This is a genomic window from Pandoraea sp. PE-S2R-1, from assembly GCF_002179865.1.
GTDB lineage: Bacteria > Pseudomonadota > Gammaproteobacteria > Burkholderiales > Burkholderiaceae > Pandoraea.
Genome location: NZ_NGUR01000007.1, coordinates 588,463 through 603,810, shown reverse-complemented (window position 1 = coordinate 603,810; position 15,348 = coordinate 588,463). Strand labels below are relative to the sequence as shown.

At 63.1% G+C, this 15,348-nt stretch carries 15 protein-coding genes; 5 read left to right on the top strand and 10 right to left on the bottom strand.

Going from position 1 to position 15,348, the window contains the following annotated elements; genetic code table 11:
• The first annotated feature begins 38 nt into the window (after positions 1–38).
• The 3 genes from CDV44_RS05350 (at position 39) to CDV44_RS05340 (ending at position 2,532) form a co-directional block, all read left to right on the top strand.
• Positions 39–980, top strand: a complete 942-nt coding sequence (locus CDV44_RS05350; RefSeq protein ID WP_087686989.1) for a DUF1177 domain-containing protein — start codon at positions 39–41, stop codon at positions 978–980.
• A gap of 10 nt (positions 981–990) precedes the next feature.
• Entirely contained in the window at positions 991–1,680 is a 690-nt protein-coding gene (locus tag CDV44_RS05345; RefSeq protein ID WP_087686988.1) for an AroM family protein, read from the top strand.
• A gap of 150 nt (positions 1,681–1,830) precedes the next feature.
• Positions 1,831–2,532 (top strand): alpha/beta hydrolase, encoded by a 702-nt coding sequence (locus CDV44_RS05340; protein ID WP_141118679.1) that lies wholly within the window; start codon positions 1,831–1,833, stop codon positions 2,530–2,532.
• Between the two features lie 65 nt (positions 2,533–2,597).
• On the opposite strand, the gene CDV44_RS05335 is transcribed toward CDV44_RS05340, so the two are convergent.
• Both CDV44_RS05335 and CDV44_RS05330 read right to left on the bottom strand, forming a co-directional pair.
• Positions 2,598–3,923 carry an MFS transporter gene (locus CDV44_RS05335; RefSeq protein WP_087686986.1) on the bottom strand — a complete coding sequence of 442 codons (1,326 nt, stop codon included), beginning with the start codon at positions 3,921–3,923 and terminating at the stop codon, positions 2,598–2,600.
• Positions 3,924–3,947: 24 nt separating this feature from the next.
• Complete coding sequence (locus CDV44_RS05330; protein ID WP_087686985.1) at positions 3,948–5,351, bottom strand: M20/M25/M40 family metallo-hydrolase; 1,404 nt, start codon at positions 5,349–5,351, stop codon at positions 3,948–3,950.
• Positions 5,352–5,521: 170 nt separating this feature from the next.
• Here CDV44_RS05330 and CDV44_RS05325 point away from each other — a divergent pair, with 170 nt between their 5' ends.
• Positions 5,522–6,448 carry a LysR family transcriptional regulator gene (locus CDV44_RS05325; RefSeq protein ID WP_087686984.1) on the top strand — a complete coding sequence of 309 codons (927 nt, stop codon included), beginning with the start codon at positions 5,522–5,524 and terminating at the stop codon, positions 6,446–6,448.
• A gap of 62 nt (positions 6,449–6,510) precedes the next feature.
• Here CDV44_RS05325 and CDV44_RS05320 read toward each other — a convergent pair whose 3' ends face one another.
• The 8 genes from CDV44_RS05320 to CDV44_RS05290 form a co-directional block, all read right to left on the bottom strand.
• Positions 6,511–7,887, bottom strand: a complete 1,377-nt coding sequence (locus CDV44_RS05320; RefSeq protein WP_087686983.1) for an aromatic acid/H+ symport family MFS transporter — start codon at positions 7,885–7,887, stop codon at positions 6,511–6,513.
• Between the two features lie 69 nt (positions 7,888–7,956).
• Entirely contained in the window at positions 7,957–9,105 is a 1,149-nt protein-coding gene (locus CDV44_RS05315; RefSeq protein WP_087686982.1) for an FAD-dependent monooxygenase, read from the bottom strand.
• A gap of 34 nt (positions 9,106–9,139) precedes the next feature.
• Complete coding sequence (locus CDV44_RS05310) at positions 9,140–9,937, bottom strand: Asp/Glu racemase (RefSeq protein ID WP_087686981.1); 798 nt, start codon at positions 9,935–9,937, stop codon at positions 9,140–9,142.
• A complete protein-coding gene (locus CDV44_RS05305; protein ID WP_087686980.1) occupies positions 9,934–10,446 on the bottom strand; it encodes a thioesterase family protein in 513 nt (170 codons plus the stop codon). The genes CDV44_RS05310 and CDV44_RS05305 overlap by 4 nt, the downstream gene beginning before the upstream one ends.
• A complete protein-coding gene (locus CDV44_RS05300; protein WP_087686979.1) occupies positions 10,443–12,164 on the bottom strand; it encodes an AMP-binding protein in 1,722 nt (573 codons plus the stop codon). The genes CDV44_RS05305 and CDV44_RS05300 overlap by 4 nt, the downstream gene beginning before the upstream one ends.
• 28 nt (positions 12,165–12,192) lie before the next feature.
• A complete protein-coding gene (locus CDV44_RS28710; protein ID WP_369597120.1) occupies positions 12,193–12,450 on the bottom strand; it encodes a hypothetical protein in 258 nt (85 codons plus the stop codon).
• Positions 12,447–13,094: a VOC family protein gene (locus CDV44_RS05295; protein ID WP_369597121.1), complete on the bottom strand. Its 648-nt coding sequence runs from the start codon at positions 13,092–13,094 to the stop codon at positions 12,447–12,449. The genes CDV44_RS28710 and CDV44_RS05295 overlap by 4 nt, the downstream gene beginning before the upstream one ends.
• A 57-nt stretch (positions 13,095–13,151) precedes the next feature.
• On the bottom strand, positions 13,152–14,438 hold the full coding sequence (locus CDV44_RS05290; protein WP_087686978.1) for an alpha/beta hydrolase: 1,287 nt from the start codon (positions 14,436–14,438) through the stop codon (positions 13,152–13,154).
• Between the two features lie 184 nt (positions 14,439–14,622).
• On the opposite strand from CDV44_RS05290, the gene CDV44_RS05285 reads away from it, so the two are divergent.
• Positions 14,623–15,327 (top strand): TetR/AcrR family transcriptional regulator, encoded by a 705-nt coding sequence (locus CDV44_RS05285; RefSeq protein WP_087686977.1) that lies wholly within the window; start codon positions 14,623–14,625, stop codon positions 15,325–15,327.
• Positions 15,328–15,348: the final 21 nt, after the last annotated feature.

Below are 15,348 nucleotides of genomic sequence, written 5' to 3'. Positions count from 1 at the left end.
GGACCCTGCCATCTTTTTCTGGAACCTGAATCGTCATCATGAGCTTTAGCCAAACTCTCCAAGTCTTCGAAGCCTTCGACAGCGCCCATGCCTCGGGCCAGACCGTGGTCGACCTGCTCGCCCCCTATGCATCGCACGGTGTCACCGTCGAGGTCCTGAAAATCGAGGGCAAGAAAGGGGCCACCGATTTCGTCAAGATCTGCATTCCCGGCGACGTCGGCAAGCGGGCCGGTGGTGCAGCCCCGAGTCTGGGCATCGTCGGCCGTCTGGGGGGCATCGGTGCCCGCCCCTCACGGATAGGTCTGGTGTCAGACGCGGACGGCGCCATAGCCGCCGTCGCCGCTGCGCTGAAGCTCGCCCATATGCGAACACAGGGCGACGCGCTTGCCGGTGACGTTTTCATCACGACGCATATCTGCCCCGATGCGCCGACGCGTCCGCACGAGCCGGTCGACTTCATGGACTCACCGATCGACACGGAGGATGTGAACGCTCACGAAGTGTGGGACGAGATGGACGCCGTGCTCTCTCTCGACACCACCAAGGGCAACCGCATCATCAACCACAAGGGCTATGCGATCTCGCCGACGGTCAAGGAGGGCTACATCCTGCGCGTCTCGGAAGACCTGCTGCGGATCATGGAAATGACGAGCGGGCAGCCCGCCGTGACGTTCCCCGTGACCACGCAGGACATCACGCCTTACGGTAACGGCGTCTATCACCTGAACAGCATCATGCAGCCGTCGATCGCCACACGTGCGCCGGTGGTCGGCGTGGCGATCACCACGCAGAGCATCGTCCCCGGCTGCGGCACAGGGGCCAGCCACGAAGCCGATATCGCACTCGCCGTGAAGTTTGCTGTGGAAGTCGCCAAAGAGTTCGGCCGGGGCACGTGCCAGTTTTACGACACCGAGGACTATGCCCGCCTGCTCGCGCTGTACGGCTCGCTCGCCCACCTCTCCAAACGCCAACCCCACTGAGGCATTGCTCATGCGCCAGCACAAACTGGGGACACTGACCATCGGCCAAGCACCGCGCGCCGACATCACGCCGATTCTCGACGCGCATCTGCCGGCCGATGTGCCGGTGGTCCACATGGGCGTGCTCGACGGGCTGGACCGTGACGCCATCGACGCCGCTTTTGCACCGCAGGCCGGCAACGGTGTCTTGATTTCGCGCCTGCTTAGCGGCGATTCGGTGGAACTTGATAAGCCCGCGATTCAGCGCGCATTGCAGGCGAAACTCGACGCGCTTGAGGTGCTGGGCTGCACGGTGATTTTGATCTTGTGCACGGGGGAATTCGAAGGTCTTGCTTGCCGCCATGCGTGGCTGGTCGAGCCGGACCGCATCGTTCCGCCGGCCGCCGCAGCGCTCGCCGGTGAACGTCAGGTCGGCATCGTGGTGCCGCTTGCTGGCCAGATCGAGAGCGAGTTTCACAAGTGGGGGGCGCTGCAACGTCCGCCGATCTGCGCCGCCGCTTCGCCGTATGCGACGGGTGCCGAAGGCGATGAAGCGCTAATCAGTGCCGCACGCGCCCTGTGCGAACAAGGTGCCGAAATGCTCGTGCTCGACTGCATGGGTTTTGTCGAGCGCCATCGCGACATCGCGCAGACGGCATCGAACCTGCCCGTCGTGTTGTCGAACACGCTCGTCGCCAGTTTGACCGCGACGTTGGTGTAAGGGATTACCGCCACCCCCGGGGGTCACATTCGTCCGTTATCATCCGATCGAATTCACACCGCCAAGGGGGCGATCGTGCGTCTACCTCGCGTCATCCTTTTTGTCATCGCTCTCGCCCTGCCCGTCTTTGCGCAAGCCGCTGACGGCTTCGTGCACATCGATGCCGGACGAGCCAACGCCTACGTCCCCGTGTATGCGATGGCAAACCCCAACGCCACCGCGACGCTCATCCTGCTGCCCGGAGGCGACTCGGGCACTGGCCGCGTCAGTAACGGTCAGCCGGGCAGCATGAACTTCCTCGTGCGGTCACGGCAATTGTTTGCGGACGAAGGTTTCAACGTGCTGGTGATGTTCCGGGCCAGTGACTTGCGCACGCTCGATTTCCCGGAGCGCATCAGCAGCGAGCACGTGAAAGAGATCAGCAACGTCGTTGACTATGCCACTCAGACCTTCGGTAAGCCGGTATGGCTCGTGGGAACCAGTCGCGGCACAGTCTCCGGCACCGCTGCCGCGATTGCCCTCGGGAAAGCGCATATCGCCGGATTGGTGTTGACCTCCAGCGTCACCAATCGCAAGGCCGGTGCGATCGGTGCACAAGACATCGAAAAGATCGATGTGCCGACACTGGTGCTTCACCACAAGTTAGATGCCTGCCCGATCTGCGTGCCAAGTCAGGCAGAAGCCATCATCGGCGGGCTAAAGAACGCGCCCGCCAAGAAGTTCATCCTTGTCGATGGCGGCTCCTCACCCAAAGGCGATCCCTGCGAAGCCGAGCATTGGCATGGCTACCCGAACTTCGAGGCGCAGACCGTGCGCTTGATTGCCGACTGGATTCGGAACCCTGGCGACTGACGGGAAGTCAGGCGCCAGGCCCCGGCGCGCAGGCCCGACGACAACGCCTGTTGGCGCTGCGTGACTCAAGCCGCATATCTGCCCAATTTGCCGCTCCCCTCCATCTCGGGAGCGCGCCGAATCAGGAGCAGTGAGAACGTCGAGAGAACCAGACAAAGTGTCGTGGCCACCGCTGGCGACGATCGGTCGCCAGTGGCGTGAATCAGCCAGACCGCGACCAGTTGCGTGAGGCCGCCGAAGATCGCGACACCGAAGCTGTACACCGCCCCGGTGGCCGTGGCGCGCATCGATCGCGGAAACAGTTCCGGAATCAATGTGACCGACGGCGCGCCTTGAATGGTGTACACAAAGCTCAGCCCGACGATGATCACAAACAGACGCAAGACGCTCGGCTCACTACTGAGCCACATGTAGGCCGGATACAAAATCCCGAGCAACACCAGACGCGAGATCAGGATCGGTTTGATGCGTCCGTAGGCGTCGGCAATCTTCCCCGCAATCGGCGACACGACTGCGAGCACCAAGCCCGATGCCATCGCACAGGCATACGACGCCGACTCGTCGAGCTTCAGCTCCCGAATGGCGTACGTCGGCAAGAAGAAGATCAGCATGTATGCCGTCACCACGCCGCCCATGACCAGAAGGATGCCTGCGAAGAGATTGCGTCGCTGCGTGCGCAACAGGTCGCCCAGCGGTGAATGCTCCGGCACAGGCGCCACCTCCGACGCTTGCGGCTCCAACGCACCTAGCTGACGTCGAATGACGATGCCTGCGGGCAAAATCAACGCACCCAGCAGGAACGGCACGCGCCATCCCCACGAGTACAGCGCCTCGGGCGAGAGAAAATGAGAGAGGGCGGCCGCCATCGCCGCACCGGCGCAGATCCCCATCCCCTGACTCGCAAGCTGCCAACTCGTATAGAAGGCGCGCGCCCCTTTCGGTGCATGCTCAAGCATCACGGTCGTGGCGGGCCCGACTTCGCCGCCCGCAGAGAACCCTTGAATCAGACGCGCCGCGACCATGATGACCGGCGCGGCAATACCGATGTCGGCATAGGTCGGCGCCAGCCCTGCCATGCAAACGCCCAGCGCCATGAGCGAGAGTGTGAGCGTCATCGCCGCGCGGCGCCCAGCCCGGTCGGCATAAATCCCGATGACGATGCCGCCGATCGGCCGCATCACGAAGCCGACACCGAACGTCGCAACGGCCGACATCAGTTGTCCGTCCGCGCTAAGGGGTGAAAAGAACAGATGGCCGATCACGATCGAAAAGAATCCGAATACCGTGAAATCGAAAAACTCCATCGCATTGCCGATCGTCGTCGCCACCAGCAGCCGCGTGCGCGTAACGCGCGCAGGCTGGGGCACGGCAGTCTTCAGTGAATCTCTCATGTCCGTCTCCTGACGTTCTTCTCGTTATCGTGCGTCTTGGGCATGGAACGCCGGGGTCTCATAGCGGCCCAGTTCGTCGAGCAGAAGCGACCAGCCGCGAAGCCCTTCGCCGATGGACCGGATGCGGAAAAACTCATTCGGCGCGTGGACATCTTCGTCCGGCAGGTTGTAGCCGAACATCAGCGTTTCGATGCCCAGCATCTCCTTGAAAATCGCCGTGACCGGCACGCTCGCGCCAAGGCGCACCTGAATCGGCTCGCGGCCCGTCTCGTTGCGCAGCACCGTTTGCGTGGCAAGCACCAGCGGATGCCATGACGGCAACGACGAAGCAGGCGCACCGTTGTGCTGATGAAGAATTTCGAGCGACACCCCCTCTGGGCATTGGCGATGCAGGTGCCCCACGACGTGTGCGAGCACATCCTTCGATTGCTGCCCCTCGACCAGCCGCACGGTAAGTTTTGCCGTCGCGACATTCGGAATGATCGTCTTGCCGCCCTGCCCGGTATAGCCGCCCCACATCCCGTTGACATCGAGCGCAGGGCGCAGCGTCACCTGCTCACGCAGCGTGAAACCGGGCTCGCCATGATGACTCGCGGCCACGTCGCCAATGAACGCTGACGCATCGAAGGGAAATGCCGCCGTGTCGGATTTCTGAAGCGGCGTCAGCGCCTTCGCGTCTGCGTAAAAACCGTCGACGGCGACCGCGCCATCGACATCGTGAAGCGAGCTCACCAGTCTCGCCATCTCGTGCAGCGCGTTGCGAACACAGCCGCCATAGCGGCCGGAGTGCAAGTCTTTCACCGCCGTCTGAATGCGAAACTCCAACTGCCCGTTACCGCGTGCACCGGTGTTGATGGTCGGGACCACAGCGCTCGCGCGCCCACCGTCGGCCGACAACACAGCATCCACACTGAGCAACTCGCGATGCCGCGTGATGATTTCCGCGAGCGTCGGACTCCCGGTCTCTTCCTCGCCCTCAAGAAAAACCTTCACGTTGACCGGGCAACCACCGGCGACCTTTAGAAATGCTGCGACAACTTCCAGCGCGATGGTCGTCGGTCCTTTCACATCGGACGCCCCCCGTGCAAACAAGCACCCATCGCGCTCGGTTGGCTCGAACGGCGGACTCTTCCAGAGTTCGATGGGGTCTTCGGGCTGCACGTCGTAATGCCCGTAGATGAGCACCGTCGGCTTGCCCGGCGCGCCCAGCCATTCGCCATAGACGGCCGGCTCACCGCCGCCGTCCAGTTCACGAATGTTCGCGAGGCCGATGTCTTTCAAACGCGCGGCGAGGTATTGCCGCGCATGCGCCATGTGCACGCCGAACGCCGGATCAGGGCTGACGCTGGGAATGCGCAGATAGGTCTTCAGACGCGACAGAATCGCATCGTGTTCGGCTTCAAGGAATTCCAGTACGCGCTGGACCATGGGTGTCTCCATCAATGAATGATCGGCTTCGCAGGCCGCTTTGTGATGAGTCATGTTAGAAACCCAAAAATCATGTGTCCAATGCATTATTTTTGTAATTTTGATTACATTTGCTGATACTCATTTGAGAGAATGACGCGACACATCCAGCCCTCGCACAGGAATTCGCGATGAACTTGCATCACCTTGAGCACTTTCTGGCTTTAGTCGAGACGGGGTCGTTCAGCCGAGCATCGGAGGCGCTTCATCTCACGCAGCCCGCCTTGAGCCGGAGCATTCAGATGCTTGAGCAGGAACTCGGGGTAAGGCTGATCGACCGCATCGGGAAGCGCAACGAGCTCACGCCGTTTGGCGTGCTGGTGGCAGAGCGGGCGCGAAAGATCGTGTCGGACTCGGTCGATCTGAAGCACACCGCGCAGTTGCTGGTGCAAGGCGATGGCGGAACGGTTCGTCTGGGATTGGGATCGGCGCCCAATGCGATGTTCGCCGGGCCGTTGCTGTCGTACATGTTGCGCGAGTACCCGCACGTCGGTATTTACCTTTCGACGGGCAATCCCGAAGCGCAACTGGCAGCGTTGCGCGAGCGCACGTTCGACGCCCTGCTCGTGCATTCACGGGCTATCGCGCCACAGGAGGATCTTCACGTCCAGTTACTGGGCAGCGTGCAATCGGGGTTTTTGTGCCGGCGAGGTCATCCGTTGTCCAAGCGCCGCCGGGTCGAGTTCGCGGACCTGATGCAGTACCCGGTTGTCGGGACCATGCTCAGTGACGAGATGACGCGCGAACTGGTAAAGCGCTTCGGGCCCGACGCGCATCCGGCGCGTCTGCTACGTGCGTCGTCGGACTCAGTTGCCGCGCTCATCGAGACGGTGCTCGCGACAGACGCCGTCTTCTTCGGCGTCGTCGCGGCAGCGCGCGCGTGGGTAAACAGCGGCGATGTTTCGGTCGTGCGCCTCGATCTGCCGGAGAGCGCAGACGCGCAATACGCCTTCATCACGCTGGAGGGACGTACCCAGTCGCCTGTTCTCGAGACGGTCCGCCAGTTCTGCATCGACCTTACCCGGAACAGTCAGCGCACCCAGCGCGCCAGTCGATGAAGATGCGAAAGCCTGTTCGCGACCCACCGATCAAGCGCTGAGCCTCGACATCGCGATCCGGCTCAGGCGGAGGCAGCCGTCTCCGCCGGCGCACTCGCCGCCGCAATATCCACCGCCCTCGCCCGCCTCCCCCCCGCCAGCCAAATCCCCAGCCCCGCCAGCGCGGCCGGAATCGACAGAATCATGAACAACCCCGCGTTGCTCCACCCTGCGGCAAGCAAGAACGCCCCGCCCAGCGACCCTGCCACCGCACCAACACGCCCGATGCCCAGCGCCCACGCCACGCCCGTCGCACGATTGGATGTCGGGTAATACGCCGACGCAATCACGTTTGCGCAGACTTGCGACCCGCTCACGCAGAATCCCGTCACGAAGATCCCGATTGCCAGCCACACAGCGTTATCAGCCACCGCCAGCGACGCCACGCACACGGCCCCCAGCAGATACGCCACCGCCACCACCTTGTACGGATGGAACCGGTCGATCAGCAGCCCCAGCACGATCGCCCCCAACACCCCGCCGCCCTGCAACAGACCGCCAAACATCGACGCCTGCTTGAGCGTCATCCCGCTACGCTCGGCCAGAATCGGCAGCCAGTTGATGAGCAGATACAGCAACAGCAGACTCATGAAGAACGCCAGCCACAGCAGCAACGTCCCCCGGCGATAGTCGCGGTGGAACAGTTGCACCACCGGTGATGCAGGCAGCCGGTCATCCGACGCCGAATACTGCTGCCCCGCCGTCACGCGATCCGGTGCCACGCGCTTCAGAATCGCCGCGATCTGTGCCTGCGTGCCGCTGCGGATCGCCAGAAACCGCACCGACTCCGGCAACGTGAACCACAGCACCGGCACCAGCGCAAGCGGCAACAGCCCGCCAAGGGCCAGCACGCCACGCCAGCCATAGTCCGTCACCAGATACGCCGTCACCACGCCGCCCAGTGCCGAACCCAGCGAGAAGCCGCAGAACATCAGGGTGAGCAGCGTGCCCCGGCGACGCTCTGGGCTGAATTCAGACGTCAGCGTGATCGCATTCGGCATCGCACCGCCCAGCCCCAGCCCCGTCAGGAAACGCAGCGCGATGAGCCACGTCACGTTCGGGGCGAGCGCCGCCGCGACACTCGCCGCACCGAACCACGCCACGGACAATATCAACACCCGGCGGCGGCCGATGCGATCGGCCATCGGTCCGCTACAGAACGCCCCAACCATCAGGCCCAACAATCCCGCGCTGAACAACGGCCCGAGCGACACCATCGACAACTGCCATTCCGCCCGAATATGCGGCGCAATGAAACCGATGATCGCGATGTCGAAGCCGTCCAGCGCCACGATCAGAAAGCACATCACGCTGATCATGATCTGAAAGCGCGACACAGGGGCCGCGTTGATGAAGTCCCGCACGTCGACTGACGCTTGCCGGGTGTCGTGCTTGTCCATGAATGTCTCCTGTCCTGATGTGACGCTTTTTTGCGCCTTGTTTTGGATGGTTCGGGATTGCTCTGTCAGCTACGCCGCGTGCTCTCGCAGCGAAGACTTCACCGCTTCCATCTGCGCGATGAACGCCGGATCGCGCTGGCGCAGATCCTCGTGACTCACGCGTCCGGTGCGAAGCATGTAGTCGTAAGCGAAGCTCACCGGGTCGAGCTGCATGCGCTGGTCGACGGACTCGTACCAGTCCAGACTGCGTCTCGCGGCATCTTGAAAACGGTCGGACGCACCGCGTCGGCTTTGCTCGAACGCAGCAAATGCCGCAGGGACATCGCTGCGATTCGCACAAAGCGCGTCGAACAGCGCGATGGCGTCCTGCATCGCCATGCGCGTTCCCGAACCGAGCGAGAAATGGACGCTGCGCAGCGCATCGCCGAGCAACACAACATTGCCGTGCGACCACCGGGCATTGCTGACCACGCGCGCCTGAAACCAGTTGGACCGGTTCGTCAGCAGCGCATGCCCGCCCAGATCGTCGGCAAAAATCTGCTCACAGAACGCCCGGCTTTCGTCCTCGGTCGCGGTATCGAGTCCGCAGCGCTGCCACGTCTCGGGATCGACCTCAACGAGAAACGTCGAGTGCCCCGGGCTGTATTGATAAGCGTGCGCCATGAACACGCCATGGGGCGTCTGGCGGAAGATGAGCGACACCGGATGGAACAACTGCGAAGTGCCGTACCACGCGAACTTGTTGCGACGCTCGTCGAAGCTCGGCGCGAAATGCTCCGCCATATGCGTGCGCACTTCACTGTTCACACCGTCGGCGGCGATCACGACGTCGGCGTCAGGCAACTGTGCCGGGTCCGTGATGTGGCTGTTGTACCGAACCTCCACGCCCACCTCTGCACAGGCCTCTTGCAGCACGCGCAGCATGTCGATGCGCGACGTGCGTGAGAAGTGGTTATTACTCAGGCGCACAGGCACGCCCTGATGGACGATTTCCATGTAGTCGCAGCGCGTATGGTGCGCCGTGAACTTGCGGAAGAAGGCCTCGTCCGCCTCCTTCAGGAATGCGAGTGCGATGTCCGAGAAGACAACGCCCCAGCCATAAGTGGCATGCGCAGCATTGCGCTCATGGACGACGATCTCGTCCTCCGGATGGCGCTGCTTCATCAACAGCGAAAAATACAGGCCCGCCGGCCCGCCACCGATGACGGCGATTTTCATGATGAACTCCTTTGTTCTGGGGATAGCAGTGGCGTCAAGCGATCCGCACGCGTGCCTTGGCATCGGCACCTGCGAGCAACGCACCTGCGTCCGGCACCACCGGGGCCAGCCCGAGGTGATCGAGCATCTGGCGCACGGTGCTAACGGCGGTCGACGTCACGGGCAAGCCCAGTGCATCCTGCGCGACCTGTATCGCGGGCAGCGACGGCATCTGCACGCAGGCGGACAGCACCACCGCATCCACGTTGGCCGTGTTCAAACGCTTGACGTCGTCGAGCAGTTGCATCGGATCGCGACGTCCGACTTCCAAGTTGTCTGGAATCTCGAACGACAGCGCGTCGATCACCTCGATACCTTCGTGCTCGATGTACTCGACCACTGCCTGCGTGAGCGGCTTCATATACGGGGCCATCAGCGACACCTTGCGAGCGCCGAGCGTCTTCAGGCCAGCGACGAGCGCGCCCGCCGACGTCATCACCGCAGCTTCGCAATGGTTTTCACGCGCCACGCGGCGCAGGTCTTCCTCAACCTGCCGGTGGTAGCCGGGACCCATCGCCATGATGGCGACCAGACACGCGGTGCTCATTACGTCCACGCGGGCGTCGGCGAGTTCGGCAGCGCAGCGCAACCCTTCACGGTTCATCGCTTCGAGCTCTTCCTTCACCACGCGATGCATACGCATACGGCTCGAATGAAACGTGAAGCGCTCCGGCAACACCTGCTCACGTGCACGCAGCATCGCGGGGATCTCGGTTTCCATCGTGGTGTTCGAGCTGGGCACGATCTGGCCGATGCGAAAACTTTGAGAATTACGAAAATTCGTGGATGTCATGGGGTCGGTTCTCCCGCAAATGTGGTCGCGCCTGCCGCTTCGCAGTCCGTTCGGCAGCCCGCTCGGCAGCGCGTTTGGTATTGGTCAAGTGCCTCGCGCAAAACGGCTGGCATCTCGATGGACTCGCGCTTGCCGCGCTGGATACAGACCGGCGTGAGCCGCGCGACGAATGCAATCTCGCCATCGGCTTTGCGCGCGGTCATCAGCAACGTGAAAGTGCGCGTGCGGATACCGTCGACTTCAACACTGATATCGAAGGTGTCGTCGGGCCAGAGCGAGCGGCGGAAATCGAATTCGAGCGCACGGGTCGGCGTGCCAAAGCCATGGCGATCCTTCACGGCCTGCGGCGTGCCGCCGAAGAGCGATCCGTAGAACAACTCGGCGACCGAGATGACGTAGTCGGAGAACGTCGCCGTGTAGACGACGCCCGCCGGATCGCACTCGCCCCAGCGCACCCGGCGGCGCACGACGAAGGGCTGCTCGCTCAACACGTATTCGGTGCTGATCATTTGCCCTCCTTCGCGGCATGCACGGCCATCGACTCGGCAGACTCCGAGGCAATGCGGCCCGCAATCGCCGCACGCAGCGACGCTTTATCGACCTTCCCCACCCGCGTGACGGGAAACTCGTCGACCGTCTCGATGCGCTCCGGGCATTTGAACTTCGCCAGCCCGTGGCCGATGAGAAAGCTCGCCAGCGCCGCCACGGTCGGCGCGGCATGCCCGGGCCGGAGAATCAGATAGACACAGCCCTTCTCGCCATAGAGCGGGTCAGGCATGGCCACCAGCTTGGCGTCGGCCACCGCAGGGTGATGGCTCACGAACGCCTCGACCTCTTCGCAACCGATCTTCTCGCCGCCGCGATTAATGTTGTCGCGCAAGCGTCCTTCGAAGGCGAAGCAGCGCACGCCATCAACGACGCGCGCCGTCACCATGTCGCCGGTGCGCACGAAGCCGTCTGGCGTGAGCGTCTGCGCCGTGGCTTCAGGGGCGTGGTAATACCCGCGCAGGCTCGACGGCCCACGGAAGCACAACTCGCCCGGCGTGCCCTCATCTACCGGCAAGTCGGTGCCCGGGACGAGCACGCGAATCTCGTCGTCCTCACATCCCGACAAGCCCTGCGTGTGGTGTCGAACAGCAGCAGGCAACCCTGCCCCGGCGCCCATGAGCAAGCCTTCGGTCGTGCCGTAAAGATTGAAGCAAGGCACGCCGAGATGGTCTTCCAGCGAGTCGGCGCGGCTCATCGTGCCGAACAGTTCCAGCGACGACAGATCGTGCCGGGCGACGTCCTTGTACGCGATCATCTGCGGCGCCACCGGCCCGATCGACAGGCCATGCGTGACGCGATGCATTTCGATCAGTGTGAGCATGCGGGCGATATCGACGCGCGGCATCAGCACGGTCGTCATGCCGGTGGCAACGGTCGATGCGAGCACATAAAGCTGACCGGCGTTATGCAGCAGCGGCAACGACCAGATCATGCGGCTGTGCTCGGTCATGCCGATGTGACGCATCCACGCGAGCGAGTGGCCGAGATATTCCGCATGAAAGCGCGGGATGATCTTCGGCACCCCCGTCGTGCCGCCCGAGAGTTGAAAACTCAAGACGTCTTCACTGCCGATGCGGATATCGGAAAGCACGGCACGCGCTCGCTCGACCGGCATGGCATCGATCAATCGCTCGACGCCATGAGCACCGCTGCTCGTCAGGCTGTCGTTCGCTGCGCGGGCGACCAGCAAGTGTTCGATCGACGGATGCCGGTCCATCATCTGACGCGCGAACGCGACGAGATCGAAGCTCGAGAAATCCGCCTGAACGAAGTAACCGCGAGCGCCCGACTGCGCCGCCAGTTGGCCGATTTCGACTTCCCGGTATTGCGGCACGGCGCAAACCGGCACCACGCCCGCCTTGTAGGCGCCCATCAGCGCGACGACCGTGTCCACTGTCGTGCCCATCTGGAAGATCGCGCGGTCGCCGGGTCGCAGGCCCAGTTCGATCAGCGCCGCGCCGAGGCGCTCGCTACGCGCGTCCAGCTCGGCAAAGGTCAGTGTGGCCTCATCGCTGAGATAGGCGGGGCGATCCGGCACACGTGCAGCGGTGGCCCGCAACGCATCGCCAAGGGTCGTGTCCTGCCAGGCGTTCGACGCAAAATATCGCTGCGCCAGTTCCGGCGGACAGTACGTGACGCCGTCGATCCGATGAAAAATACGGTGATGAATACCGCTCATGCTGTCTCCTGCATGGTCTGTCGCGAACTCAGGCGCGCGGGGCTATCCGCACGATGTCGCGTTCGTAATCGATCCGGCCGTCGAGGCCGCCCGTGAAAAGGCCATACCAGACGGCCGGCTTCAGCCCCAGCGCCCGGCGCTCGAAGGCGATCGGCACGTCGCTGGCAATCACCGTGTAGTCACCGGCTGTCTCGATACGGCATTCAGGCAGTCGCCGCGCCGCGTCGATCAGCGACGCGAACTCCGGCACGTTCAATACGAAAATCTGCAACGGCTGGGCGCTCATGACTGACGCTCCCCGCCTAGGCGTTGATTGAGGTGTTGCGCTTTGCGCAGCCAGACGGCGTCGATACACGTGAATGGTGCGCTGCCGTCGCGGGCTTCGTCTTCGATTTCCATCGCGGCCTCAAGCGTGGCCGCAGCGTCACGCGCATCAATGCTCGCCAGCGCGCGCAGCTTCCGGGTGATCTCGATGAAATAGCCATTTGGGTCACGGAAGTAGATCGACTCGATCACCTCGTGCGCCGTCTCGGCCGACACTTCGACACCGCGCGCTTCCAGACGGACTTTCCACGCGTGCAGATCGGCTTGCGTGTCGACCAGCCATGCGGTGTGCGTGGCGTCGAACACGTGATCGTCGGGAAACGGCGCGCTGCCCTGATGGCGAGCAAGCGTCGCGGGCTCGTCACTGCCGAGATAGTAGAAAAAGGCGATGGTGCTGCCGTTGCCGCTATCGAAGAAGAAATGCAGAAAGTCGGGGTGCGTGGCAGGCCCCCAGCCGCGTGCAGAGATCGTGTGGATCAGCGGCAGTCCGAGCACGTCGCGATAAAACTCGACGGTTTCGCGCAGGCGCCACGTCGGCCGTGCGGTGTGATCAACGCCATGCAGACGCAAGGCGAGATCCGCAGCGGGGATGTCATTCAACTTCATGTCGTGTCTCCCGAAGTTCGGGTCAATGGGTTGGCTAAAAGAGGGCGCTCGATGCCGTCATTGCGGAAACGTCTCGCGCAGCCAGTCTTGCAAGAGCCGTCCCGCGACGTAGCGTCCGGCTTCGTCCTCAGGCGCCAGCGCGCGGCCATGATGGTCGCCGCGCACGCGCCGATGGGATTTGTGTGTCGTGCCGAGGCTCGCGTAAATGTCTGCGATCACACTCGGGAAGCACGCCTGATCGCCCGTGTATTCGATCAGGAGCGTCGGCTGCACGATGGCGGCCGCCGTTTTCGAGAGCAGCGCATTTGACGACAGTCCCGACCATGTCGACAGCCACGCTTCGGGCGAGCAGACACGCCCGAAGCCGACCGATCCGTAGTTGGATGTGAACGGGTCGCTGCCCCACAACGAGCCGTAGCGACGGTCCGAAGGGTCGAGCGTCAGGTCGAAGCAACGCAGGTCGGCGTCGGTACGCCACACGGTCATCAGCGGCGTGTGGGCTGCCATGCGGCGCAGTGCGCCGTCGGCACTGCCGCCGTCGCGTTTCATCCGTTCGCGCGCGCCTTGACGAGCGGCGATCAGATCGCGGGCCATCGCGTCGAGCCGGGCCACGCGGGCGGTTTGCGCCGCACGGTAGCGCGTGACGAAGTCGGCGTCGTAACGTGACGATGCGGGAGTCCCGGGTTGTCGCGGCACGAAGCCATTGGCCGTATCGAACGGGTCGAGCGCCGGATCGACCGACAGTGCGTCGTGCTCGTTGGTAACCGATGGGTCGATACACATTTGCAGCAACGCGCCCTGCCCCGGATGGGGGGCAACGAACACCATGCCGTCGACGACCGGCATGTCGAGCGACGCCAGCTTCGTCGGACGCCCACCGGGGGTGCGTTCGATGCGCGCGTCCGGCGCCAGTCCCGACTGCTGCACATAAAGGGCGTAAAGACCGCTGCCGCCCGAATTGCCGAGCAGCACGATGCGCTTGAAGCCCGCGTCGCGTAAAAAGCGCATGCCGGCGGCCACGTCGTAGAGCGCAAATTCGTGTTCGAGCCGCATGTCGTTGCCCACCGAGCGCGGCGCCTGCGTCCACGCTGCGAAACCTGCGTCGACGATGTCCGGAATCAGGTAATGGCACGCCATGAATTCGCGCGGATGCATGATGCAGACCACCGTATCGGGCGACCCGGCGGTGTAGAGCGACCCGCTCGTCGCCGCACCGTCGCCCGTGCGCAGCACCACGTTGCGGGTGCTCGCGCCAAGCGGCAGGTCGCGCGGATTCCAGTCCGTGTTCAGAAACCCTGCGGTCGCGCTTTGGCCGTCGCCGCGACCCTGTTGCTGTTGACTCATCTGCCACCTCCTTTTTTTACATACTAGTTTAATTTTTTACGAATGAGTAAACATTTTTATATAAATTTGACGGAGTAGTAAAAACCCGTAAACAACCGTGGCACAGCGCTTTGCGCCGCGAGGGAATTTGGTTAAGGTGTTGGTTTTCTGACGCCTGCGTCAAAAGACGCGCCAGACAGTGGCCATGACCAAAGCACAGACCAAAAGCGACGCGTTGCGGGAAAACATTCTGGAAGTCGCCACGCGGCTATTCATCGACCGTGGATTCGACGGCACGAGTTTCAACGACATTGCCGATGTCGTCGGCGTCAGCCGGCCGGCGCTGTACTACTACTTCAAGAGCAAGGAAGCGATTCTTGAAGTCCTCACCACGGTGGTCACCCGCGCGGCGGGGGAGTTGGCTTCCGAGGCATTGCCGGAAAACTTGCAGCAGCCCTCGGCGATGCTGCGCCATCTCGTGCTGCGCCATGCGCATCTGATCCTCACGCACCCGCTGCAATTTCGTGTTGTCGAGCGCAATGAGGACAACTTGCCGCCCAAGCAGAAAAAGCTGGCCGAGCAGTCTCGCCGGACCGTGCTGGAGCAGTTCCGGCATGCCATCGAGTTGGGGATCGAGCGGGGTCAGTTCCGGGTGATGGATGCGAAGGTCGCCGCGTTTTCCATCATCGGCATGTGCAACTGGACGGCGTGGTGGTTCACGCCCGCAGGCCCGCGCAAGGCCGAAGAGATCGCCGAGCAGATTGCCGACATGGCGTTGCGCACGGTCGAGCAGGCGTCCGGGCGGCAACCCGGGGAACCGGGCGCCGCCGGTGTGATCAAGCTGCTGCGCGAGGATATCGACCTGCTGGAACGGCACCTCGCCACCGAGCGCGGCAAAGCGGCGCCGTAACGCGCCCACCGCCCCAGCGAA